This is a genomic window from Metabacillus flavus, assembly GCF_018283675.1.
In the GTDB taxonomy this organism is placed as follows: domain Bacteria; phylum Bacillota; class Bacilli; order Bacillales; family Bacillaceae; genus Metabacillus_B; species Metabacillus_B flavus.
Genome location: NZ_JAGVRK010000001.1, coordinates 503687 through 527592, shown reverse-complemented (window position 1 = coordinate 527592; position 23906 = coordinate 503687). Strand labels below are relative to the sequence as shown.

At 46.1% G+C, this 23906-nt stretch carries 25 protein-coding genes; 8 read left to right on the top strand and 17 right to left on the bottom strand.

Annotated elements, in window-relative coordinates:
- Positions 1-11 precede the first annotated feature (11 nt).
- Positions 12-458, bottom strand: a complete 447-nt coding sequence (locus J9317_RS02785) for a GNAT family N-acetyltransferase (protein WP_211556343.1) — start codon at positions 456-458, stop codon at positions 12-14.
- A gap of 47 nt (positions 459-505) precedes the next feature.
- Positions 506-1768, bottom strand: a complete 1263-nt coding sequence (locus J9317_RS02780; protein WP_249291969.1) for an ATP-binding protein — start codon at positions 1766-1768, stop codon at positions 506-508.
- Positions 1769-1990: 222 nt separating this feature from the next.
- On the opposite strand from J9317_RS02780, the gene J9317_RS02775 reads away from it, so the two are divergent.
- The 3 genes from J9317_RS02775 to J9317_RS02765 all read left to right on the top strand — a co-directional run bounded on the left by J9317_RS02775 (position 1991) and on the right by J9317_RS02765 (position 5120).
- Positions 1991-2743: a lipase family protein gene (locus J9317_RS02775; protein WP_249291968.1), complete on the top strand. Its 753-nt coding sequence runs from the start codon at positions 1991-1993 to the stop codon at positions 2741-2743.
- A gap of 105 nt (positions 2744-2848) precedes the next feature.
- Positions 2849-4924: a carbon starvation CstA family protein gene (locus J9317_RS02770; protein ID WP_211556341.1), complete on the top strand. Its 2076-nt coding sequence runs from the start codon at positions 2849-2851 to the stop codon at positions 4922-4924.
- On the top strand, positions 4917-5120 hold the full coding sequence (locus J9317_RS02765; protein ID WP_211556339.1) for a YbdD/YjiX family protein: 204 nt from the start codon (positions 4917-4919) through the stop codon (positions 5118-5120). The genes J9317_RS02770 and J9317_RS02765 overlap by 8 nt, the downstream gene beginning before the upstream one ends.
- A 763-nt stretch (positions 5121-5883) precedes the next feature.
- Here the strand turns inward: J9317_RS02765 and J9317_RS02760 are convergent.
- The 12 genes from J9317_RS02760 to J9317_RS02710 all read right to left on the bottom strand — a co-directional run bounded on the left by J9317_RS02760 (position 5884) and on the right by J9317_RS02710 (position 15729).
- The gene (locus tag J9317_RS02760) at positions 5884-6408 is read right to left on the bottom strand and encodes a type 1 glutamine amidotransferase domain-containing protein (RefSeq protein WP_211556337.1); all 525 of its coding nucleotides are present in this window, start codon (positions 6406-6408) and stop codon (positions 5884-5886) included.
- A gap of 88 nt (positions 6409-6496) precedes the next feature.
- On the bottom strand, positions 6497-6838 hold the full coding sequence (locus J9317_RS02755) for a helix-turn-helix transcriptional regulator (protein ID WP_211556335.1): 342 nt from the start codon (positions 6836-6838) through the stop codon (positions 6497-6499).
- A gap of 362 nt (positions 6839-7200) precedes the next feature.
- On the bottom strand, positions 7201-7326 hold the full coding sequence (locus tag J9317_RS20740) for a hypothetical protein (RefSeq protein WP_284143250.1): 126 nt from the start codon (positions 7324-7326) through the stop codon (positions 7201-7203).
- A gap of 73 nt (positions 7327-7399) precedes the next feature.
- Positions 7400-9181, bottom strand: a complete 1782-nt coding sequence (locus tag J9317_RS02750; protein WP_211556333.1) for an ABC transporter ATP-binding protein — start codon at positions 9179-9181, stop codon at positions 7400-7402.
- Positions 9168-10901 (bottom strand): ABC transporter ATP-binding protein, encoded by a 1734-nt coding sequence (locus J9317_RS02745; protein WP_211556332.1) that lies wholly within the window; start codon positions 10899-10901, stop codon positions 9168-9170. Before J9317_RS02745 ends, J9317_RS02750 begins: the two co-directional genes overlap by 14 nt.
- 194 nt (positions 10902-11095) lie before the next feature.
- Positions 11096-11869 carry a YhfC family intramembrane metalloprotease gene (locus J9317_RS02740; protein WP_211556331.1) on the bottom strand — a complete coding sequence of 258 codons (774 nt, stop codon included), beginning with the start codon at positions 11867-11869 and terminating at the stop codon, positions 11096-11098.
- Positions 11870-12003: 134 nt separating this feature from the next.
- Positions 12004-12702 (bottom strand): DsbA family protein, encoded by a 699-nt coding sequence (locus tag J9317_RS02735; protein WP_211556330.1) that lies wholly within the window; start codon positions 12700-12702, stop codon positions 12004-12006.
- Between the two features lie 24 nt (positions 12703-12726).
- A complete protein-coding gene (locus tag J9317_RS02730; protein ID WP_249291966.1) occupies positions 12727-13125 on the bottom strand; it encodes a DoxX family protein in 399 nt (132 codons plus the stop codon).
- Between the two features lie 55 nt (positions 13126-13180).
- Positions 13181-14014 carry a M56 family metallopeptidase gene (locus tag J9317_RS02725; protein ID WP_211556328.1) on the bottom strand — a complete coding sequence of 278 codons (834 nt, stop codon included), beginning with the start codon at positions 14012-14014 and terminating at the stop codon, positions 13181-13183.
- A gap of 2 nt (positions 14015-14016) precedes the next feature.
- Entirely contained in the window at positions 14017-14430 is a 414-nt protein-coding gene (locus J9317_RS02720) for a BlaI/MecI/CopY family transcriptional regulator (RefSeq protein ID WP_211556326.1), read from the bottom strand.
- A gap of 64 nt (positions 14431-14494) precedes the next feature.
- Complete coding sequence (locus J9317_RS02715; protein ID WP_211556324.1) at positions 14495-14947, bottom strand: threonine/serine exporter family protein; 453 nt, start codon at positions 14945-14947, stop codon at positions 14495-14497.
- Positions 14948-14961: 14 nt separating this feature from the next.
- Complete coding sequence (locus J9317_RS02710; protein ID WP_211556322.1) at positions 14962-15729, bottom strand: threonine/serine exporter family protein; 768 nt, start codon at positions 15727-15729, stop codon at positions 14962-14964.
- Positions 15730-15920: 191 nt separating this feature from the next.
- Between J9317_RS02710 and J9317_RS02705 the strand changes: the two genes are divergently transcribed.
- Together J9317_RS02705 and J9317_RS02700 are read left to right on the top strand one after the other, a co-directional pair.
- A complete protein-coding gene (locus tag J9317_RS02705; RefSeq protein WP_211556320.1) occupies positions 15921-16487 on the top strand; it encodes a YybH family protein in 567 nt (188 codons plus the stop codon).
- Between the two features lie 110 nt (positions 16488-16597).
- Positions 16598-17443, top strand: a complete 846-nt coding sequence (locus J9317_RS02700) for an STAS domain-containing protein (RefSeq protein WP_211556318.1) — start codon at positions 16598-16600, stop codon at positions 17441-17443.
- A gap of 281 nt (positions 17444-17724) precedes the next feature.
- Here the strand turns inward: J9317_RS02700 and J9317_RS02695 are convergent, their stop codons facing one another.
- The gene (locus tag J9317_RS02695; RefSeq protein WP_211556316.1) at positions 17725-20079 is read right to left on the bottom strand and encodes a putative bifunctional diguanylate cyclase/phosphodiesterase; all 2355 of its coding nucleotides are present in this window, start codon (positions 20077-20079) and stop codon (positions 17725-17727) included.
- A gap of 342 nt (positions 20080-20421) precedes the next feature.
- Here J9317_RS02695 and J9317_RS02690 point away from each other — a divergent pair, with 342 nt between their 5' ends.
- Together J9317_RS02690 and J9317_RS02685 are read left to right on the top strand one after the other, a co-directional pair.
- Positions 20422-20628, top strand: a complete 207-nt coding sequence (locus J9317_RS02690; RefSeq protein ID WP_211556314.1) for a hypothetical protein — start codon at positions 20422-20424, stop codon at positions 20626-20628.
- A 2-nt stretch (positions 20629-20630) separates the two neighbouring features.
- A complete protein-coding gene (locus J9317_RS02685; protein WP_211556312.1) occupies positions 20631-20828 on the top strand; it encodes a YwbE family protein in 198 nt (65 codons plus the stop codon).
- Between the two features lie 48 nt (positions 20829-20876).
- On the opposite strand, the gene J9317_RS02680 is transcribed toward J9317_RS02685, so the two are convergent.
- Positions 20877-21503, bottom strand: coding sequence for an exonuclease domain-containing protein (locus tag J9317_RS02680; RefSeq protein ID WP_249291964.1), 627 nt, complete (start codon positions 21501-21503; stop codon positions 20877-20879).
- Positions 21504-21630: 127 nt separating this feature from the next.
- On the opposite strand from J9317_RS02680, the gene J9317_RS02675 reads away from it, so the two are divergent.
- On the top strand, positions 21631-22428 hold the full coding sequence (locus J9317_RS02675) for an SDR family NAD(P)-dependent oxidoreductase (protein ID WP_211556310.1): 798 nt from the start codon (positions 21631-21633) through the stop codon (positions 22426-22428).
- Positions 22429-22433: 5 nt separating this feature from the next.
- Here J9317_RS02675 and J9317_RS02670 read toward each other — a convergent pair whose 3' ends face one another.
- On the bottom strand, positions 22434-23813 hold the full coding sequence (locus J9317_RS02670; protein ID WP_211556308.1) for a tetratricopeptide repeat protein: 1380 nt from the start codon (positions 23811-23813) through the stop codon (positions 22434-22436).
- Between the last annotated feature and the right edge of the window lie 93 nt (positions 23814-23906).

The following is a 23906-nucleotide window of genomic DNA, read 5'->3' as shown; positions in this document are numbered from 1 at the left end:
CTTTCTGTTTTTTATAGTGATATTTTCATAAACTTGTTAATGTCTTTGAAACCCATCTGTTCATATAAATTCATCGCTTTTGTATTATGGGCGTATACGTTCAGTCTTACGTCACGGTATCCATTTTTTCTAAATTCCTCAAATGCCTCTTCCATTAATAATTTAGAATAGCCCCTGTTTCTGTAAGGTGCTTTTACATACAAATCATTAATCCAGCCAACTTCGTCCCCCGTCAGAAAATCATATGCCCGATCAATCATAATCCACCCGAGCAGTGTCTCCTCATTCATTAAGCAAACAAAATAAGCATCATATCCCGCTGAATGCTCGTATGCTTCAATCATTTTTTTCTGGTTATCATCTGAAACGCAGTTCGTTGCTTCTCTCCGGTTTTCGCCTGCCAGTTCATATATTTCCGACCGTTCTTTTTCAGAAGCAATCTTAAATGCTAATTCCATTTTTAGTTTTCCTCCATCATTTCTCCTGCAAACAAAAAAACGCGTTACTAACTGTATGCTTTTGCCTGCAAACAGATTTTTACGACCGTTCCCTTGCCAGGCTGGCTCGAGTAAACCGTTTTTCCGCCCATTGCATCGATGATGCCTAGGGAAACCATCGTTCCGAGTCCTGTTCCTGTTTCCTTCGTTGTATAGTAGAGGCTTCCGAGCTTGGCTAGCTGCTCCTTTGTCATGCCTGTCCCTGTATCAGCAATCTTTATCTCTGCCTCCGGTCCAAAGGATTTCATGGAAACGATGACACTGCCTTCCTCCGGTGTTGCTTCAATCGCATTTTTGATGAGGTTTACTATGGCCTGGCGAAGCTGATTCCGATCTGTTTCAAGAGTGATGGCAGCATCGGTCTGACAGCTTAATACAATCCCTTTTTTCAAAGCCAGGGGATTTAAAAGCTGAACAACATCTCTTAAAAAGCCGCCCAATTCAAACGTTTCCAGCTTCTCCAGCTGAGGCTTGGCAAAGTTCAGATAGTCGCTGATGATGGACTCGGCCCTGTCCAATTCGCTCAGAACGAGAGGCAGATACGTATGCTGCCCTTTCTTATCATCAGCCTGCATAAGCTGCAAAAACCCTTTAACTACTGTAAGAGGGTTTCTGACCTCATGAGCAATGGAAGCAGCCATCTCACCAAGTGTATTCAGTTTTTCCGATCTGAAAATTTCTTCGTGAAGGCGGTATTTCTCAATACTCGCTTCATGGAGAAGGGCGGCAAATCCTGAAGCGATTACTTGAATAATGCCAAAAATGACGATAAAGTAGATAAGTTTTGATGGAAGAATTTCGTATTTGTCAGAAACACCAATATAGCTGAAAAGAATACTAAGCTGAACTAATGCAGGCCAGAGCCCCGCCAGTATCGCCCATCTGACCCTTTTCCATTTTGTCTCTGCTTTATTAAATCTGTACACGATCAGCATGGGACCTGCAGCTGCCAAAAGTGCGGACAGATAGCCAAAAAGCAGGGCATCTCCGCCAAGATACGTTCTTGTGAGAAGAAGGGCAGCCAAGACGACCAGGCCGCCGCGCATTCCCCCGTAAAGAGTGGCAAGGACAAGCGGCACATACCGAAGATCCCAAAAAAGACCGAAGCTTTCGTAAGCAAACAACATGCATAATGACCCGGTAAGACCATGCAGCATCCCAATAAAATAAGACGGCCGGCCGATTTGACGGTCAGAGAAAAACAAACTGTGAATAAGAATAGGAGCCAGCACAATCAGAACATGCAGCAGTAATTTTTCTATAATCATCATTTCTACCCCGCAGCTATATTTTCCCCTGTTAACGGGCAGTAACACTTTCTGAATTGTAAAGAAGGAATAAGTGGAAGTTCTCACTTAACCGATTAAATACGACAGCTAATACCATTTTCCCTTTTTTTAATAGGCATTTTTATGGATAGCTTCATACAGGCACTTCTTTCATTCAGCGGCGTATGGTAATGCATAAGCCTATTGAAGCGGGGTTATAAAAACATGAATATGTGGAGAAGGAAACCTTTTTATAATAAGGATCTCGCTGAATTTTTGCTTCATATGTGCGTTTATTCATACCGTCAATTTTTAAATAACGGGCCTGTGGAAGTGGTACCGGGTTTTACGCTCGTTAAAGCCTTTAAAGCCAGTGCAAACAGTATTCCGGAATGGTTCGGATTTATTCTGGAGTCAGAGGATGCGGTGGTAATTGCCTTCAGGGGTACACAGTCCGATGCAGATTGGATTGCGGACGCTACAATACGGCAGACTCCTTATTTATACGGCCAGAACACAGGTCTCGTTCATCAGGGTTTTCAGTCTATTTATTCCACTTGCCGCGAGGAAATTTTTCAGGCTTACCATAATCTTTCAAAGGAAAAAAATCTTTTTATCACAGGGCATAGCCTTGGCGGTGCACTCGCTGTGCTTCACGCAGCTGACGTTGCAGCGAATTCAGGCTTCAGGTCGATTGTGATGTATAACTACGGTGCGCCAAGAGTCGGGGACGGGCAGTTTGCCTCTTTATATGACCAGCTTGTTCCAAACAGCATCCGCTTTGTCAACACAGCCGATCTCGTGCCGAAGCTCCCTCCCATTTTTGTATACAACCCTATTACTAAATTGAAATACTTTTATCAGCATGTGCAAACGCCATCCACCTTTACTATTGAAACAGGGTCCATTGCTGGCAATCATATGCCGGACACCTATTTCGCAGGAATCGAAGGGATATCCAGACTGTTTTTATTGTAAAGCAGTCTGGAAGATTTTATCCCTCAAAAGCTAAATATTTATTTAAATTTTCAGAATAGTATAATACAATTACCCTGTAGAGATGACAAAGGGGGGAATGTACATATGAAAGCAATTAAGTCCATTCTGATTTGGGGCATCATTTCAGCAGCGGGAGCGGCAGGCTTTGGCGTTTTGGCTCTTAACCGCGGAGAATCCATTAATGCCATCTGGCTTCTTGTTGCTGCGCTCAGTGTATACGCCATTGCATACCGCTTTTATAGCCGTTTTATAGCAAGAAAGGTTTTCGAGCTTGATGACAACCGCAAAACACCTGCGGAAACACAAAATGACGGCAAGGACTACGTTCCCACAAATAAGTGGGTGCTGTTCGGCCATCACTTCGCTGCGATTGCCGGAGCTGGGCCGCTTGTTGGGCCAATCCTTGCCGCTCAAATGGGATACCTTCCCGGGACCATTTGGATTATAGCTGGCGTCGTCCTTGCCGGAGCAGTACAGGATTTTGTCATTTTATTTGGATCCGTGAGACGCAAAGGAAAGTCTCTTGGAGAAATGATCAAGGAAGAGATTGGTCCTGTTACAGGGGTTATCGCTATGGTAGGGATCCTCGGAATCATGGTTATTCTTTTGGCTGTTCTTGCTCTTGTCGTTGTAAAAGCGCTTATCGGAAGTCCGTGGGGAATGTTTACTATTGCCGCAACGATTCCTATCGCTATTTTCATGGGAATTTACATGCGGTACATCCGCCCGGGCCGGGTTGGGGAAGGCTCCATGATCGGCGCCGTTCTTCTAATCGGTTCCATTATGCTTGGACAATATGTATCTCTTAATCCTGCTCTTGCCAAAATGTTTACCTTTAACGGAGAAACAATCGCGATCATGATGATTGCATACGGCTTTATCGCTTCCGTTATTCCCGTTTGGCTGCTTCTTGCTCCAAGGGATTATTTAAGTACCTTCTTAAAAATTGGTACCATTGCCGGTTTGGCGATTGGAATTCTGGTCGTGGCACCTGATCTTCAAATGCCGTCTACTACTCAATTCATCGATGGGACAGGCCCGGTTTTCGCCGGAAATCTCTTCCCGTTTTTATTCATTACCATCGCCTGCGGAGCCGTTTCCGGTTTCCATGCTCTCGTTTCATCCGGTACGACTCCTAAAATGATTGAAAGAGAAAGCCATGCAAGACCAATCGGATACGGGGCTATGCTTACGGAATCCTTTGTTGCCGTAATGGCACTCATTGCTGCGTGCGTGCTGACTCCCGGAATCTATTTTGCTATCAATAGTCCGCCGGCCGTGATCGGAACGGACGCCGTTTCAGCAGCTGCGACTGTATCCAGCTGGGGCTTTACCATTACACCGGATGATTTAACTAATCTTGCAAAGGACGTAGGGGAAGAGACGATTCAATCCAGAACAGGCGGTGCACCGACTCTGGCCATTGGAATGTCCGTTATCTTCTCGAGCTTCCTTGGCGGAAAGGCCATGATGGCCTTCTGGTATCATTTCGCAATACTCTTTGAAGCGCTGTTCATCTTAACGACAATTGATGCAGGTACCCGCGTCGGCCGCTTTATGATTCAGGATCTTTTAGGCCAGGTGTACAAGCCGCTCGCAAGAACCGACTATCTGCCAGCCAACATCCTCGCCACTGCAATCTGCGTCCTAGGCTGGGGCTATTTCCTTTATCAGGGCGTTATCGATCCGCTCGGAGGAATCAACACCTTATGGCCGCTATTCGGAATCGCAAACCAGATGCTTGCCGGAATCGCCCTGCTCCTCGGTACCACCATGCTCTTTAAAATGGGGAAAAAAGCTTACGTATGGGTAACGCTCCTTCCGACCACCTGGATCCTAATCGTCACCATGACGGCTGGCTGGCAAAAGCTTTTCCACGAAAATCCTAAAATCGGCTTCCTGTCGCACGCTAACGTATTCAGTGAAGCAAGAAGCAAAGGAGAAGTTCTGGCACCAGCTGCCAACCAGGCCCAAATGAACCAAATCATCGTAAACGACTACGTGGACGCCGCCCTATGCGCCTTCTTCATGCTCGTCGTCATCGCCGTCCTGATCTCTGCAGTGAGAATGTGGATCCGCGTATTTAAAAAACAGGACGTCACCCTTCACGAAGCGCCGTACATTCCGCGCGAGGAAGGAGAATTCAAACACTATGCTTAAAAAAATAGCCGGCATATTCAGCCACCGCAAGCAATTTCTAAACCTGCTCGTTGGCGTTCCCTGCTATGAAACTTACGTTGCGCACATGACCTCCGAGCATCCGGGTGAACCCGTAAAAACCCGAAAGGAATTTTTCTGCGAAGCCCAGGAGGAACGTTACAATGCGAAAGGCGGGAAGGTCTCCCGCTGCTGCTGAATGAAAGCTGAATGTTTGGAACCGCTTAGTTGGCGGTTCTTTTTTGTTGGGATGGCGGGGAAGGTGGTTGATGGTTGATGGTTGTTGGAAGATGAACGGTGGGCGGCTGTGCCGATGGAAAATGGAGGGTGGCGGCGCCTGACTGAAGGACCGGATGGGATTTGAACGGCGGCGCCTGACCCGCGCTGCTGGAAGATGAACGGTGGGCGGCTGTGCCGATGGAAAATGGAGGGTGGCGGCGCCTGACTGAAGGACCGGATGGGATTTGAACGGCGGCGCCTGACCCGCGCTGCTTTAAAGCATGTGGGGACAAAGGAAGCCGCTTATGGCCTCTTGATGCGCAAGGGATTGGGGAGCAGGTGCCTGAGCTTTAGCTTGATAGAGAACAGCGGGACTGGCACCGTGCCAGTCCCCTATTGCTTCACCGCAAACGGGGACAGAGACGACAGCAGATGAACCGTTGCACCCCAACGGTTTGGAGAAACGGTGCCGAAGCTTTCGTCCTTTAGCAGAGTGCGGGTCAGGCGCTTCGTCTCCCCAGTGTGCATCGTATCATCGGGTTTGCACTGACCCCCAATCCATCACCGCACCAGGGGACAGAGCACATGTCCCCTCCGCCCTTAAGCCAAACAACCTTCCTCCATACGGGGACGGAGGTTTAACCCTTTAGCGAACCGGGGGTCAGTGCAGGCAAATTGCCGCCGCATCCACAAACCAGCCCCACAAACAAAAAAGCCCCCTAATCAAAGGGAGCTTCCCACATCTATTCCCCTGCCAGCAAATCTGCAAATTCTTTGGCGTATTGCGGGAGATCTGGGGGTCTGCGGCTGGAGACGATATGGCCGTCTGTGATGACGGCGACGTCGTGCCAGATGGCGCCGGCGTTCGTCATGTCGTCTTTGATGCCGGGTGTGCTTGTGACGTTTCGGCCTTTCAGGATTCCGGCGGATATCAGGACCCAGCCGGCGTGGCAGATTTGGCCGATTGGTTTTTCGTGCTGATCCATGAAGCGGACCATTTCGAGTACTTCCGGATAGCGGCGAAGCTTGTCCGGTGACCAGCCGCCAGGTACCAGGATTGCATCGTATTCTTCGGGTTTTACGTCGGTGAAGGAAAGGTCCGATGTGACAGGAACACCGTATTTCCCTATATAGGTTTCATTGGCTTTCTCTCCAGCAATGTGAACAGTGGCACCCTCTTCTTGTAATCGGAGTACCGGATACCATAGCTCAAGATCCTCAAATTCACTGCTGACCAGCTGAATGATTTTTTTATTTTTTAAACGCATGCAAAACACCTCCGGATTCAGTATATCACGGGGGTGGCATAGGCTAAAACTATTGGGGTTCGTCACCAAGATCGCTTCCCCAACCCTCTTAGCTGTTTTGACTGGCAGCGTTTCTTAGTTTTCGGATGATGGAAGTCATGACGCTGATCTCATCTGCAGATACCTTCCGGCCATCAAGCTCAAGTTCATACTTGACCAGCAGGTTTTTGGATTGAAGATCTATGACCTCTTTGCTGCGCTTCTCCGTCACAAGCAAATCACTTATATCGACCTCGTATACCTCTGCTATTTTTTTCAAAAGCGAAATAGTTGGCACATAAAGACCGCGTTCAATTTTAGAAAGATTACTATAATCATAGTTTATTTTCTTTGCAAGGCTTTGAAGAGTATCACCATTGCATTTTCTTACTTCTTTAATTCGGTTTTCCATGGCGGGCATGACCTCACTTCAAATCCTATTGTAAATCATTAATCAAGTTATAGTGAATATTGCAATGTTTATTTGGGTATTATAGAAAAATTTTTTTTTAGTTTTGGTGGCACAAACCAATATTTCAAATAGGATATTGACGAGGATACCTTTTTTTCAAGGAAAACCTCTTCTCACTTCTTCTGCGCGCTGCTTATGAGGGGCAGTGTCTTCCTTCATTCAAAAAGAAAGCGCTGTTAAACTTAGCTGTTGATTGCAGCTAGCAGGCGTTCGCTCCAATCAACAAACAGGTGTCAAAAATCAACACCATGCTTTAACATAGCCAAAAAGAAAAAAGAACAGGATTGTACGCGGCAAATTTATCACTTGCGTACGGTTTCCTGTTCTCTTAGGTTTGATTCTAAAAGACTCGTATGAAAAATGCCTGGTATGGTTTTGCGGCCGAACCAGTTTGCTGTAAGCTCAAGCCATTCTGTCATTTTTCTCATTTTTCCGCCTCCGCTAGTGGATAATTGTTACGTTATTCCCTCATTCCTTACTTTCTAAGCATATGATGGAAAATTAACTAATATCCTCAAGCGATTGATACAGACTGTAATACGCTCCTTCATTGGAAAGAAGCTGTTCATGAGACCCTTTTTCAACAATTCTCCCATGGTCAAGGACGATGATCTGGTCAGCCTGCTGAATGGTATTCAGGCGGTGGGCGATGACAAAGCTTGTTCTTCCCTTCATTAAGTGCCCAAGGGCGTCCTGAATTTTCAGCTCGGTGATTGTATCGATGCTGCTTGTTGCTTCGTCAAGGACGAGCATAACGGGATCTGCAAGAATTGCTCTTGCAATGGATAGGAGCTGTTTTTGCCCCTGGCTGATGCCGCTTCCGTCCTGTTTCAGAACCGTCTCATATTTTTTCGGCAGCTTCATAATGAAGGAGTGGGCATTGGCTTGTTTGGCTGCTTCTTCTACTTCGTGATCTGAGGCGTGAAGGCGGCCATAGCGGATGTTTTCTCTGATGGTTCCTTCGAAAAGAAAAGGATCCTGCAGAACGAAGCCCATGTTCTTTCTTAAGTCAGGTCGGCTGATTTGGGTGATATCCATTCCATCAATCAGAATCGTTCCTGCACTTGGATCGTAAAAGCGCGAAAGCAGGTTGATGATGGTCGTTTTCCCTGCTCCGGTGGCACCGACGAATGCTACCATGTCCCCTTTTGATGCATGAAAGCTTATATCCTTCAAAATTGGATGGTCTTCATCATAGCTGAATGAAACATTCCTGAATGCAACGTCCCCTTCGGTGATCCCTGAGGATAGAGGTTTCGGTTCCTTTTGCTCTTCTTCTTTTTCATCCAATATTTCAAATACCCGCTCTGCCCCTGCAACGGCTGAGAGGATTGTATTAAATTGATTGGCCAGATCATTCAGCGGACGGGTAAACTGCCTTGAATATTCTATGAATATAACAATTGTGCCGATGGTAATGAAGCCTTTAATCGCCATATAGCCGCCGGCTGCTGCGATAATGGCGAAGCTGAGGTTATTCAGTACGTTCATCAATTTCGGAATAAAGCCTGAATACGTCTGCGCCCAAAAGCCGGCTTCCCGAAGCTTTGCGCTGCGTTCCAGGAATTCCTCTGTTACCCGCCCTTCCTGGGAAAAGGCTTTGACGATTTTTTGGCCTGAGAACGTTTCTTCGATGTATCCGTTCAATGAACCGAGGTGCTTTTGCTGCTCTTTGAATTTTTTCCCTGTCCTGCTTGTAATCCATTTCATTCCGAAAACCATGAGGGGAATGATGACCATGGATAGCGCGGTCAGAACCGGACTTAAAATCAGCATGAGTATGACGGTTCCGGCCAAAGTAAGCAAACTTGAGAGGATTTGAATAACAGAGCTGTTCAGCGTTTGGCTGACATTATCCATATCGTTTGTGACCCTGCTCATCAGCTCCCCATGCTGCCGCTTATCGAAGAATGCGATCGGAAGCTTTTGAAAATGCTCGAATAGCTGGACTCTCATTCTGTAAACAGCCTGCTGGGCGATGCCTGCCATCCAGAAGTTCTGCAGCCAAGTGGCTAGGGAGTAGCCTCCGTATACGATGATTAAAAGCAGCAGCTGCGCGGCAAGGCCGTCTGTTTTTAGAGGGACGATATACTTATCAATGGTTTGGCCGATCAGATATGGTCCTAACAGTCCAAGAGCGGAGCTTCCGATTATCATCACAATCACCATCACAAGCAAGCCTTTGCTGCCGTCCATGTAATTCCAAATCCGTCTGACGACCGCTGGCCAGTTGTTTGGCCGTGGCGGTTTCGTTCCTTTCACCTGATGATTAGAGGGCCTCATGAACTCGTTCCCCCTTCATTTGAGATTGCCAAATCCGGCGGTAAATATCCGATGTTCGGAGCAGCTCTTCATGGGGACCATGCTCCATCAGCTCTCCATCATCTAAAATAAGGATTTGATCAGATGCTGAAGCCGTGCTGATTTTTTGGGTAATCAGAAAGGTTGTACATGGATAGGTGCCGAGTGCTTTCATCAGCTTTCCTTCTGTTTTCAAATCAAGGGCGCTCGTGCTGTCATCCAGAAGCAGGATCGCCGGTTTGCGGATGAGAGCCCTTGCTATGGACAGCCTCTGTTTCTGTCCGCCAGACAGATTGACTCCCTTTTGGCCGACAACCGTATCATAGCCTTTTGGGAGGTTCTCAATCGTATCATGGATTTGGGCGTCCTTCGCTGCCTGAATAATGTCTTCCATTGTGGCATCCGGCTTTCCCCATGCAATGTTATCTTTAACGGTACCGGTGAAAAGGATCGACTCCTGCGGGACGTAGCCGATTTGCTCCCTTAAATTTTGAAGCCGGTATTGCCCCGCTTCTTCTCCATCAAGGAAAACCTCGCCTTCCGTCGCGTCATACAGTCTTGGAATGAGCTGAAAAAGGGTGGATTTCCCCGAGCCTGTTGCTCCCATTATGGCGGTTGTCGTCCCCTTATCAGCCGTAAAGCTCACTCCTTTCAAAACGGGGGTTTCACTCCCCGGATAATAGAACGTCACATTTTGAAACTCCACGCTTCCATCCGTCACTTCCGGAGAGCGGCTGGCGGAAGAAAGATCATGCAGATGCGGCTCTGTTTCCAGTACCTCAGAGACACGCTGGGACGATGCTCTTGTTCTGGAGAATGCCATGATGATGAACGAGAACATCGAAATCGCGGCTGTAATCCTTAAAGAATAGTTTACAATGGCCACGACTTCTCCGACTTTTGCTCCGCCGCTGCTTACCTCGCCTGCGCCAAACCAGAGAATCGCGATAATTCCCGCATTCATGACAAAATACAGGATTGGCATAGTCATTTCAATCAGCCGCAAAACGGTCGTCGTCCTTTTTCTTAAATCCTCTGTTGCACCTGTAAACCTCCGTATTTCGTAGCCAGAGTTTAAAAAGGCCTTGATAATTCGCATGCCCGCAAGATTCTCTTTCATAACGCCATTCACTTTATCGAGCCTTTCCTGAACAGCCCGGAACATTGCGCCTCCCGTCTTCAGCACCCATAGCAGGAAAAAAATAAGGACGGGGATCGCAATGACAAGGATGAGAGCAAGCTTCGCATTCACGAACAGCGCCATAACGGTTCCGCCGATTACAAGCAATGGGGCGCGCAGCATAATCCGGAGACTCATGAACACGGTCATCTGTATCGTATTCACATCATTGGTTACCCTCGTAATTAAAGACGAGGTAAGAAATTCATCCAAGTTGGAAAAGGAAAAGGACTGAACCTTTTTGAATAAGCTGCTGCGGAGGTCATAAGCAAAGCCCTGGCTCACCCGGCTCGCCAAAAAAGAATTTGTCACGCCGGCTGCAAAGGCAAAAATGGACATCGCAAGCAGGGCGCCTCCCCACAGCCAGATGACCCCCATATCTTTTTGCAGAATTCCATCATCAATCATTCGCGCAATAATGAGCGGCTGGGCCAATTCAACGGCCAGCTCCACCAGCATAAGCGTTAAAGCAAGACCCGCCGGCAGCCGGTACGGTTTTAAAAATGAAAACACCCTGTTCATATTATCCCTTCTCTATGTATGGATTGTTACTTCTATCATATCCTTATGTAGGAAATTATTTAATTATTTTGATTGTGTTATGTGCTGGAAATCGAATAAAGCTTTGCACATGTGCAAAGCCTCTATTTATTCTTCCAGTTTTGCAGCCTTTACTCCAATAAAATGGGCGGGCGATTTACACTTATCTTCAATCATCAATCTTTTAAAAATGAGCTTTTAATGAAGAAAAAAGCACCGATTCCAATCACATAAATAATGATTTCCACTGCATACAAATTCATCGCTCCTGCCTGATAAAGAGCAGGGAAAAAATCAATAAGTGCATGCAGAAGAATGGCTGCAGCAACATAGATGTATTTTTTGTTTTTAACGGCGTAAAGAACAATCAGCGATAGCGCGATTTGCAGGAAGAACGCGGCCGCACGCTCCAGTCCGCCCATAAATGCAAGCGGAAGGCTCAGTCCCGTCAACGCTGATGTTAGCTGATTCAGCACTTCAGGAGGAAGGTTCTGACCCGAAATTGTTTCCTCGAGTTTGCCCGAGTTCTGCAGGAGTGCCAGGGAAATCATCTGAATGCTTCCCAGTGCTCCGATTAGAAGCGCTTCAATTCCTCCATGACCGAGCCCGTATGCCAGTCCGTCTTTTCGCTCCCGATACAGTTTCAGAAGCCACGTGAATGCAATAAACCTTCCTATTTCTTCAAAGAAGCCTGCAGAAATTCCTCCGTATATGGCGAAAAGAACAGGCTGCTCAGCTATTTGAGCGGTCGTTTCGTTCGTGACCAATATGAAGTGGTTAAACAGGCCTCCCAGCACATTAGCAAATACGAAGAAAATAAGAATGCCTATTAAAACAGGCCGGAACGCAATCTTGTATTTCCTTTTCAAAAATATGTACCCGGCCACAGGCAGGATGATTGACACGGCCAGCTGAAAGACTAGGCCAAGTATAGCGGATTGAGGCACCATTTATAACTCCCCCTTTTTGTCAAGTGAGCCCTTATATAAGCTCTTTATCTATGTTTTTATTTTAGCATTGAAGTTCAGCATTTAGTATATTTTCCCATTAAAAAGAACAGGCCCCATTAGGTGCCTGTCCTCTTTTACTTCCCTTCCTCTTTCGCTGCTGCATTCACTCTTGTCCTTAAATCCTCCATGTCCCGTCCCAAGAACATTTTCCCGTTCACGAAAAGGGATGGTGTGGAGGTAACGCCAAGCTGCGTAGCGAGGGCGTCATCCTCGTTTGAGGCGAGCTTGCCTTCTTTTTTATCATAGGATTGTACGACCTTGTCCACTTCTGCCTTGGTTGCCATCGTGCTTAGAAGATTCATTAGGTAATCCTTTTTGTAAATATCTTTGTTTTCGGCTTCAGGATCGCTTGGCTGGGCATCATAAAGCTTCTTATGGAATTCCCAGAACTTATCGTTTCCGAGTACTTTGTAGACGCTCTCCGAGAATTCAGCTGAGCGGTAGGAGTCTACGTTTATAAAAGGATGGTGGAAGAAGAAAAACTGCACCTTCCCGGTTTGAATCAGCTCCTTATCAATCTGTTTGAAGAAAGTATCATTGAATCCTTTGCAGGCCGGGCACTTGTAGTCGCCGAATTCAATAATTTTAACCGGAGCGTCTTTATCACCTAAGTATGGCTCATTTTTGTATGAAATGATGCCTGGATTGCTCATGGATGACTTGTTGTAGCCGACGAACAGTCCGCCGATAAGTATGGCTAAAAGAATAGCGAAAAGAAGCCCGAATACGAAAGGCTTTTGTGAAAATGTATTGTTGTCTTGTTTCTTTTCCATTTGCTCACTTCCTATTTGTACTTGTCATGATGCGGTGCGGCTGTGTTTTTTCTGCAGTCCTTCAGCGGAGTATGCCCCGCTTCCTGTAAAGGCGAGACTAGGCGCCATAGCAAGAAGAGCCGCGTCCAATTCATAGCCCCCGATAAATCCCTTTTTCAATCCTACCGTAAATATGGCTCCGAGCATAATAATTGCAATCAAAACGGACACAATCCTCGTTCCCAGTCCGATCAGGCTCAGAATTCCTCCTGCCAGTTCGATTACAGCCACGGCGTATGCTATAAACCCCGGGAGGCTGAGACTTGCGGTAAATCCGGCTGTCTGCTCGAAGCCTCCAGCGAACTTCATGTACCCGTGAAGGGTACATATGATTGTAGGACAAAGCGGATGATGAGTGTTCCAATATGGTTTAGCATGATACATTCTTCCTTATTTTACAACACACTACATTATGTAGTGTAGTTGTTTATAAAAAAAGTTATGGCGAGATGATGAACATTCCCGCCAAAACCAGAACAACCTGAACGGATGCAATGACAGCTGAACGCGGTGTTTTCACCGGTTCGCTTGTTTCCGGATCAAGCAAATGCATAATCCGGTAGTTAATCGCAGTCTCGCTGATGGAAACCGTATGAGGGCTATTGTTTGTTTTCCCCCACTTCATCATTTTCAGCAGGGCCTGGCTTAAGCCGGCTATGCTGCCGGAGGACTTGATGGCAAAGCGATCCGCAAGCACTTCTTTTGTCAGCTCGTAGTGCTTTTTCCACCATTTAAAAATCGGAATATACCAAAGTGTGCTTGCAATGAACTGAAGAATGCATTTCTTCAATGGATCCCTTTGGCTCTGATGGAACTGTTCGTGATAGATGACGGCTTGCAGCTCCTGATCGTTCAGCAGGTCCAGCATCCCGGAAGATACGATAATGACGGGTCTTAAGTATCCGGCTGTAAAGGCGGCCGGCTCGGTTTGATTGATTACTGAAATCTTGTGTCCGAAGCGGTTTTCTAATTGTTTGCTTTCCATCTCATCCCTGGACATCCCGAGCTCCCTGCAAAACCTTCTATACAAAAGGATCTGCTTTGACAAATGGTACCCGATGCTGATCAAGGTAAATACAATCAGCACATCGAGCGTAACCGCAACCGAGGAGAGCCCGATCTGTTTAAACAGGCTGTGGCATGCCCCGTACAAATTGACCCCGAATGTACCCTGGCACAGCAGCTGGTAAGCGTAAACGGCCATTTGCAGAATCAATAGTCCAGATAGGACGACAGCGAATCCGAATATTCGTTTTGAACGTCTCTCCCACATGATTACACGTCCTTTTTCAACTGTTTCAGCTTGTCTTCGAGTCTGCTGATAAGCTCTTGATCGGCTTCATCCAAGGCATCAAGCATATGGCTGACAGCAAGCGGACCGAATTCATCCAGCAGGTCATGGGTAAGTTCCCTCGACTGCGTTTGAAGAAAGTGCTCCCTTGTCATTGCCGGTCTGTAAAAGGATGTCCTTTTTTCCGTTCTTTTGATCAGTACTTCTTTTTCCTGAAGTCTTTTCATGACAGTCATGACGGTGTTAAAACTGATTGGCTTTTCTTTTTCAAGCTGCTCCTGCACGCCCTTGATGGACATTTCCTCGCGGCACCATAGGATGTCCATAATTTTCGCCTCGAGCGGACCGAAGAAGCGGTTTAATCCCGTCTCGTTCGATTTGAAGCGATTAATTTTCATACCTTCCACCTCACACTACAGATTGTAGTGCTAATAAACAGAGGAAGTCAATCCTCTTTTGGACTTACCGGCCCTGTCCTTTATTCAGCCTGTTAAGCTGAGTCTGTCTAATTGCCTGATTGATGACCTCGGAAAATACAAGTCCGATGGCGATCGATCCGGATACCATAAAGGCTTTTGCCGCTAAGCTGATTGCGATGTTATAGTCGTTCTGCACAAAGTTGCGCATCGCGTCATAGGCCATGCCACCAGGGACAAGCGGAATCACTCCGGCGACACTGAATATAATGACAGGTGTTTTATAAATTTTTGAAAAGATCTGGCCGGTTACCGCAATGACAAACGATGCGACCACGGTTGAGAAAATCGTGTCCAATCGATTTTCAACCATAATGTAATAAATGATCCAGCCAAGCATGCCAACGAAGCCGCACTTGATCAGTGACTTACGGGGAGCATTAAATATCATCCCGAATGCAGCCGAGGCAATAAAGCTTGTAATCAGCTGTTCAATCATACTGGGTCATCCTCCTATGCTGCAAAAATGGAAAAAACGAGGGCTATTCCGGACCCGATTGCAAAGGCGGTTAAAAAAGCCTCTGCCCCTTTTGAAAGGCCTGAAACAAGATGGCCGGCCATTAAATCCCTCACGGCGTTTGTAATCAGGAGTCCAGGAACTAGCGGCATCACGGAACCGATGATGATTTTGTCTACTTCCATACCAGCCCCGGTTTTGACAAATAGAAAGGCGAGCAGCCCGATTAGAAACGAAGCAAGAAACTCCGAGAAGAATTTAATCGGAACAAGCCTGTGGAAATAAATCAAACTGATGAACCCGACTCCCCCGGCGATGACAGCGGGCAAAAAGTCCGGCCATTTCCCCATAAACATGATGAGGAAGCAGCCGCTGGATACAGCAGCTGCCACACCTTGAACCCAGAGTGGATAGGTATGGCTTGCTCTCTCTACGATCTTCAATTCCTGATAGGCCTCATCTGCAGTAAACTCACCGCTGCTGATCTTCCGTGAGATCCCATTTACAAGTGCTACCTTTTCGAGGTCGGTCGTACGTTCTGCAATTCGGATGAGCTTCGTTTTCGTCGGTTCCTTGCCCTCCACAGAAAAAATAATGCCGGTCGGCGTTACATAGCTATGGGAATGGCTAAAGCCGAAAGCCGCTGCCATCCTCGTCATCGTATCTTCAACCCGGTACGTTTCCGCCCCGCTTTGAAGCATGATTTTTCCGGCCAGCAGGCAAACATCCATAATTTCATATGTAAAGGTAAGTTGTTTATCCATTATTAATCTCCCTGCATTTGCATTGATGAAGCACCTATAGTGTATCCGAAAAAAACAGTACGGACAATTTTTTGAAAGTTCTCATCCTTTTATACTGTTTTTTCCTTTTTTAGCAGGAATTTAGACTCATGGTAGAGAAACAAAAAGATTGTGCCAAAAGACTTACTATACATAGCTTGAAAGGAAGTATCATGAAACGAATTGCACCAGCACTTATACTCTTTTTATTCATGATCGGCGGCTGCGGAATGCCCGCTCGGGAAGCTGTACAGCCAGTCAATCCATCTCTTTCGCTAAAACCGAAAGAACCTGTCCTCATTAAAGAAGATTCTTTGCAGAAAACAAGCGGGAACTCAGCCAGAAAGCCGGTATTATCAGAGCGCAGGCTTTCTAAAGAAGATGAAAAACAAATCCTGGCTGTTCTCAATGACTATTTTGATGCGTTAAAAAGGAAGGATCTGGACCGGTATATGGACACTATATCCAAAACGGCCCAAATCTATAATTATGAGATGAAAAGGCTTAAAGCAAGTGCTCTATTTGAACAGCCATTCTCTTACAACCTTACATTTAAAGAAGCGAGGGTGTACAAAAGTGGAAAGGATTTAAGAACGGCTGCTGCATATGCTTCATACGAATTTTCCATGCCTGAAACCAAAGAGACAGCAACTGTTGAAACAGTCATTGTTTTTAAAAAAGATCCTGAGGGCTGGAAGGTTTCAGCCGCCGTTGGTCTTCCGATAACCTTAAAAAGATAACGGAGCTTTGAAATCTGTTATACTTCTATTATCAAAGAATTCTTTTGGATGCTGCTTAGATTTGCAGGCTCAGATTAAGAAAAGCATGACTTACCCTCCAAGGAGATATTATGGAAACAAAAGCAAAAGCACTCTATCAGTTTCTCGTTGAAACAGCTCCACAATTCACGGAAGAATGGTTCACTCATCAATCAGTTAAGCCAGGATCCGATTATTCCCTTGATGCTCCTCCGCAAATCACGGAGAAGGTCAAAGAACAAAATTCCAACTATGTGAGACTTGTCGCCAAATCGCTTGACCAGAGCTATGAAGATATGAAGGAAACCATTGGAGCCTGGACAAAAAAGACAGCTGCTGACAGAGCCCAGTCAAGGACTTCCATTGGGGAGGTTACCCGTAATTTCGGCATATTCCGCCGGGTTTTCTGGCAGTTTATTGAGCGATTCACTTTAGAAACGGACCTTCCTATTACAATCCAGGACCTTTTGTACTGGGAGAAGAAGTTAAATACGGCCTTGGACTTTGTAAATGAATCATTTACGAAAGAATTCATGAAAATTATGATGATCCGGCTTGAAGCTCAATCCTCTCTCATTAAAGAATTGAGCGCACCCGTTATAGAGCTGACTAAAGATATCGGGCTCCTCCCGATCATCGGAGACATTGACACGGCCAGGGCAAAAAACATCCTGGAATCGTCTCTGCAGCAAAGCATCGACTCGGGGATTAATGTGCTGATTCTGGACTTATCAGGAGTCGTAACCGTTGACACGATGGTAGCAAAGGAGATTTTCCAGCTGACTGAAGCACTGAGACTCATTGGAGTGGAAACGGTCATTTGCGGCATCAGGCCAGAGGTTGCTCAGACAGCCATCCAGCTTGGCATTGATTTCTCAGGAATGAAAACGGAAAGCTCTCTTCAAAAAGCCGTCCTGAAAATGGCAAAAAGCTTATAGAAAAGTGGCTAAAAAGCATTGCCAAGAGCAATAATATGAAAACCCGGAAACGCTGGCTTTGAGCATTTCCGGGTTTTTGTTTTCCATTAGATATTAAGGATAACTTTGTTCATTACCCAAAATGGGTAAGGTTTATTGAAGCGGAAGGCGCGAGACTCCAGCGGGACAGGTGAGATCCCGCAGGCGCAGAGCGCGGAGGAGGTTCACTGCCCGCCCCTTTGAAAGCTTGAGTAACCCTGCAGCGGAAATCAGCCAAAACTGTTCCAATTTCAAAAGATCCCTTATTTATATCCAATATGATTGGTTAATAATGCATCCATATCCGACGGCGGCAGCGGCGGACTAAAATAAAAGCCCTGTATGGATGGACAGTGGAGCGCTTCAAGGAATTCAAGCTGCTCTTTTGTCTCGACCCCTTCTGCGACGATTTCCAGATTGAGGTCTTTTGCAATGGCGATAATGCTGGAAAGAATGGCATTGCTTTGCTTGCTCGTATTGATTTTATTGATAAACGAACGGTCGATTTTCAGCACATCTATCGGAAGCTCCTGCAAATAGCTTAAGGAGCTGTAGCCCGTCCCAAAGTCGTCCAGGCTGATTTTGATGCCGAGTTTCTTCAGCTCGTTCAGCTTGCTGATTGTTTCTTCCTTATTTTCAATCATCGCACTTTCCGTGATTTCTATTTCTGCACACTCAGGAACAAGACCTGTAACTTCCAGTATTTCTTTCACAGTATCTACAATCCCATCGTCATAAAAATGATAATGGGAAAAATTCACGGCTACACGCTGAAACGGATACCCGATTTCCTTCCATTGCTTCATTTGCAGAAAAGCCGTTTTCAGTACGAATCTTTCCAGCCCCCGGATCAGCCCGGTTTTTTCTGCAATCGGAATGAACACAGCAGGCGATACAGGTCCCAATTCCGGATGAACCCATCTCACAAGCGCTTCTGCACTATTATACTGCCCCGTTTCCAGGCTGAATTTCGGCTGATAGTGTACCGTCAGCTCTTCATTCAGGATGGCTTTCCTTAATTCATTCTCCGTATAAAGTTCCCGGTGGTAATGTTCATTCAGTTCATTCGAGAACGTCAGATGCTTGCTGGTACTCCGGTTCTTTGCCACATTCAGGGCCATGCTTGCATATTTAAATATTTCCTCATGGCTGGCACTGTGCTCAGGGTAGACTGCAGCTCCTACGGCAGCTGTGATATTCACAAACGTTTCCTTATAGCAGACCGGCTTTTCCAAAGCGTAAAAATAGGAACTGTTTAATTCCCCCGGCTTTTTGCCAAAGAGAGCCAGCGAGAAAATGCCGGGATCTGTACTGCCAAGAATCGAACCCTCCGGCATACTGTTTTTCAATTTCTCCGCCGCGGCCTTAATGACTTCCGCTGCAGCCCTCTCCCCATAAAGCTCCTCGATGCTCTGCAGATTCACAATAGCGATGGAGACAAGTGTATACGGAATCTTGGTTTGGCTTACCAAATATTTAAAGCGCTTTTGGTTCGGAAGTCCTGTTAGATCGTCGTAAAAAGCGAGCTGCTGAATAGTTTCTTCAGCCTCTTTAATTTCCGTAATGTCCTTAAGGATGGCATAAATGCCAGTTGCCTTTCCATGGGCTGTAATCGAAATAATAGAGGCAATGACAGTGAGCGGGTTCCCGTCCTTCATGTTAATTTCAACCTCGGCGGAAAACGCTTCACCTGCGAGTGCTTTCGTCACATATAGACTGCTGATTTCCTCACTGTGCCCGAGCAGTGCATACCTCTTTCCCTGCAGTTCCTTTTCTGTATAACCGGTCAGTATTTCCGCTGCATGGTTGCATCCGGTAATGATCCCTCCGGTACTCAGGGTAAACACGGCATCCAGGTTATTTTGATAAAGGGAGGCATATTCTTCCTTCTTCACATTGAGCTTGCGGTATGAATAATAGGATGGAATAAATTCAAGTGCTGCCATAGAAATCAGGCCGATTGCATAAGGCAAAAGAACAAACGGATGATGCTGATCGCTGACTGAGAGGACAGACAAAATCACCATGTAAGGAAAAACAGAAAGCGCACTTCCAATCAGAATACTTCCTGTTAGCCCCCAATACATGGCAGAACGCTTGGATTCTTCATCCAAAACAATGAACAGAAGCTGAGCACCTGAAAATACCGTGCCCACCACAATAGTGGCGCAAATGATAATTAATAGAAAGTTCAAGTCCATCTGGCCTTCGTAGATGGGATAGAAGCCAGCATAATCTGCTGCTAAAAGCGCGCAGGTCATATAAAGGCAAACCTTTGCGTAATGATTATGGCCTATTTGCCCTGCCTTCCTGCTGCTGATAAATTGAAATAAAAAGAAAATCAGGAAAATAAAAATAGGCAAATACACCAGGTTCGTCACATCAGGACTAACCGAAAAGTGCAAAGAGGTGTAGAATAGAATCTGAGTTATCCAAAATAAAAACCCGATTCCTGCTGATACGCTGATTTTTTCCAGAAAAGAGACTCCTGGATGATCTTTCAGTTTAATGGAATAAGCTAAAATTCCAAGTACGCTTAGCATGCTAAGAATTGCACATACTCCGTAGATGATGGGATCTACAAAGATTTCAAGATGGTCTACCCCATTTGGATCCACTGTTCATCTTCCTTTACTCTCTTTTTCATGCAAAACGTGCATGCTGCATTCAGTTTTATAAAGTGAAACTTCCAGCTGCAGGGATTGCGCTGCTGCTTACGAGACGCCACGGGATTCGGGTCCCAGAGACTTTTCCATAAAAAGGCGTCCAGTCTATATTGGTATGTCAGCCTTTTACGGGCAGTTTCCCTTCCCATCTTGTTTTCTCAAGTCTTTAGGCGTGGTTTAATGCCCGTAAATACGGGATAAAAGATTACGTATTAGTATTATCGGGTCAAATCAGCACTTTTTTAGTTTTCAAGGAAAATAGTTTACAATTTCATTTATAAGGAGGGCCTATACATGAGCCAAAATGAGAACAGCAAGCAAACAGAAGAACAGCCGAAAGCGAAGATGAGCCTGCAGGAAGCGATGAAAAATAAGCTCGCTGCTAAGAAGAAAGAACAGGCTGGAGGACAAGCGGATAATGGACTTGTTAAATCCACAAAGAAAATGACGAATCAGCTGACGAAAAAACCAAATAACCAGCGCCGCCGGACGGGCGTCTAATCATGGACGGCCGCCAAAGAAGCAGCATCAAGCCTGGCATCCGGGTGAACATCGTGCTGAAAGCCGACCAGCGTACCGGGAAGCTGACAGAGGGAACGGTTAAGGATATTCTGACCAACTCCCCGAATCATCCCCACGGCATAAAAGTCCGGCTTCAGGATGGACAGGTAGGGCGTGTGCAGGAGATTTTAGGAGAATAGCTAATAAGAAAAGGCCGCCTGGTGGAACCAGGCGGCCTTTTTGTATGATTATCTTGTTCCAAACCGTCTGTATCCGGTTTTCTTCTCTCCGTATTTCCCCATCGGCCGCCGTGACAGCGCAGCTTTGAGATAGGATTCCTCATCTTCGTTTTTACATTGAAGAAGCGCATGCAGCTGCATGACATCATCGAGCGCACGGTGAGTTTGAGACGAACCAAGACCATGCTGCTGAACCAGGTAAAGAAGCTTGGAATTCGAAAAACCGTATTCCTTCCATGGAATATGCCGGACTGTACAATGCCATCTTAGCTCAGCGGCTTCCGGATACATCGTGCAAATGAAGCTTCGATCAAAGGAGGCATTATGTGCCATCGCGAAATCAGCTTTTGCAAAAGCCTCCTGTACCCGTTCATCTTCAAAAGCCTGTCCCTGGACAGCCTCAAATGGAATGCCGTGGACCCGCTGTGCAAACGGATAGTTGGCAAGAGCTCCGGAGGACTGAGGCTCCCTCAAATACGAGTGCTTTTCTTCGATTTCTAAAAATTCATCAGCTGCCTGATTATACCGGAACAGCAGTATTCCTATTTCAATCATTTCATCCTGTTTTGGAGACAATCCTGTGGTTTCTACATCCACAAGCATTCCTGTCACGATGTCTTTATTTCCTATCAACATGATCCCTCTCTCTTCTTTTTCGTTTCTATTTACCTTAATCGTTTGGATTAAAACACTCCAGCACTTGTGTGTTTTTACATAATAGGGATAGGGAATGTGAGTATTATGATAACAAGGAGGCCAAATGATGACCATTTTTTCAGCGGATGCATTAAAGGATCAGCATATCCTCATTACCGGTGCAACCGGCGGGATCGGCTATGAAACAGCCAAGGCATGTGCTGCAGCCGGTGCGCATTTAACCATTACTGGAAGAAACGAAGACAAACTCTCTTTGTTAAAAGGAGAGTGCGAGGAACAGAATCCTCTATCAAACGTTACTCTGTTTAGTGCAGATCTCGATGATGCCAATGACAGGCAAAGCCTCATTGAAGCAGCCATCATGGAGAACGGTCCGATTACAGGTCTTGTTAATGGAGCCGGTATTGCAGGCGGTGCTTCACTTGATGAGCTTGATGAGCAGGATTTAAGAAAGATTATGGAGTTAAACTTCACCTCCACGGTCCTCTTAACTCAGGCGGTCTATAAAGAAATGCTAAAAACGAACGGCGGAGCAGTAGTGAATGTCTCCTCTTTATCCGGACTGAGAGGTACAGCCGGCAACAGTGCTTACGCCGGTTCTAAATTTGCGCTTATCGGATTTACTCAGTCCTTTGCTGTAGAAGCAATCGAACATGGTATCCGTGTAAATGCTGTGTGTCCGGGCTATGTGGATACGAAAATGGGCCGGGACAGCATTGAACGGAAAGGTGAAAAATCGGGCCGAAGCTATGAAGAACAGCTAAAAACAGCGGAGGCGGGCATCCCTTCCGGACGGATCAGCACTCCTGAGGAAGTGGCGCAAACCATTTTGTTTCTGCTCACCACTGCTGCCGGCAATATCGTCGGTGAGTCCATTAAAATCTCAGGCGGCAGCGTGATGTAGGCTTTTTAGCTGTTTGAGGCCTTCTGCATCGTATGTAAAATCGACATGTACGCTTTTGCTTCCTGGGACATGCCCATCTCTTTATAGGTTTTCGAAAGCCACTGCACCGGTTCAGGGTTGGAGGGATTCAATTCCATTTCCCAGCTGAAGCAATCAATCGCTTTTTGGTATTGCTTAATTTCCACATACAATCTTCCCAGCTCAAGCTGCTGCTCCGGGTCATCCTGGTAGGCAGCCATTTTTTTGAAGTTTTCCGTAAGGAGAGAAGGAATGGGAAGCAGCCAATTCAATACTGCTGAAAATTCCCGATGTTTCAGCATATTCGGGACCATTATCCGCAGCATCTGACCGCATGCTTTGTGATCCTTGAAGTTGATTAAAAAGAGCTGCAGCTTCTCCTCATCAAACTTCTTATAATCTATATCAGGATTGGACAACAGCGCCATCAGCTGTTCAGAATCGCAATCTCCAGACTCGATAAGAACCGAAACTGCATCCTCAAGCCGGGCATCGCTTAGCAGGGCATCCACTAAATCCTGCTGCGCCTTCCCATCCTTCAGATGATTTTTGCATGAATCCCATAAGATAATGGCGCGCTCCCTGTTTGAAAAATGAGCGGCAAGAAGCTTCGAAAACTCTTCATAGTATTCAGCTGAAGGCTCCTCTTCATTTTTGAAATACTTGATATAAAGAGCCGCTTGATCCATCCATCTGTTCTGCTCGGAAAGGAGCTTCTGCAGTCTTGTAAAGGAAGGCTCCGTTTTTTTCTTCTTCCGGCAAAGCACTTCTGCATGCAGCGGATCGATTGCCTTCATCTCTGTATACCCGCCTTCGTACAGGAGCCGGTATTTCAAGTAATCCAAATGCTGGGACAATTCACTGGCCCACTGGTTTTTCGAATCTGCATCGAGGAGTGTCATCAATACTTGATGGGCCATCCTGAACTGGCCGCTTCTCCTGTATTGGAAGAAAAACGACTTGCAGGCCTCGGTAATTTTATCTTTTGAAACAAACGAATCGAAATGGGAAAGAATATAGACGGTTTCCTGGGGAGTGAGCTGTTTGGAAAGGGACTTGAACAGCTGGGTTACCGTCCTTAACTGGAAAACCTGCGGGGGTGTAAATAGAGCATCAATGAGGGGATGGGGTGCATCAAGAACAATTCCGCTGCGGAACGCCCTGCTCAGCATTGAGCCTTTTTTGGGAGTGGTATGCTTGCCGGTCAAAAATTGATTTTGATAGAAGAACAAATAGCAGGTGCCTTTTTCCGGGTGGACTGCTTCAGCAATTCTCATCCGGTTATAAAAAGCCAGTCTTTTCACTTGAAGCTGCAAAGGCTTTTCTCCGCTTTGAGCAACCGTTACGTATTCAATGTGTCCGGTCAATTGAATCCCTCCATTATGTTCTTTTCTATTAGTTTACCACTTAAAAGAGAAATCGCATAAAGTGAAATTTTATCAGCGTGATTTTTCATTGGC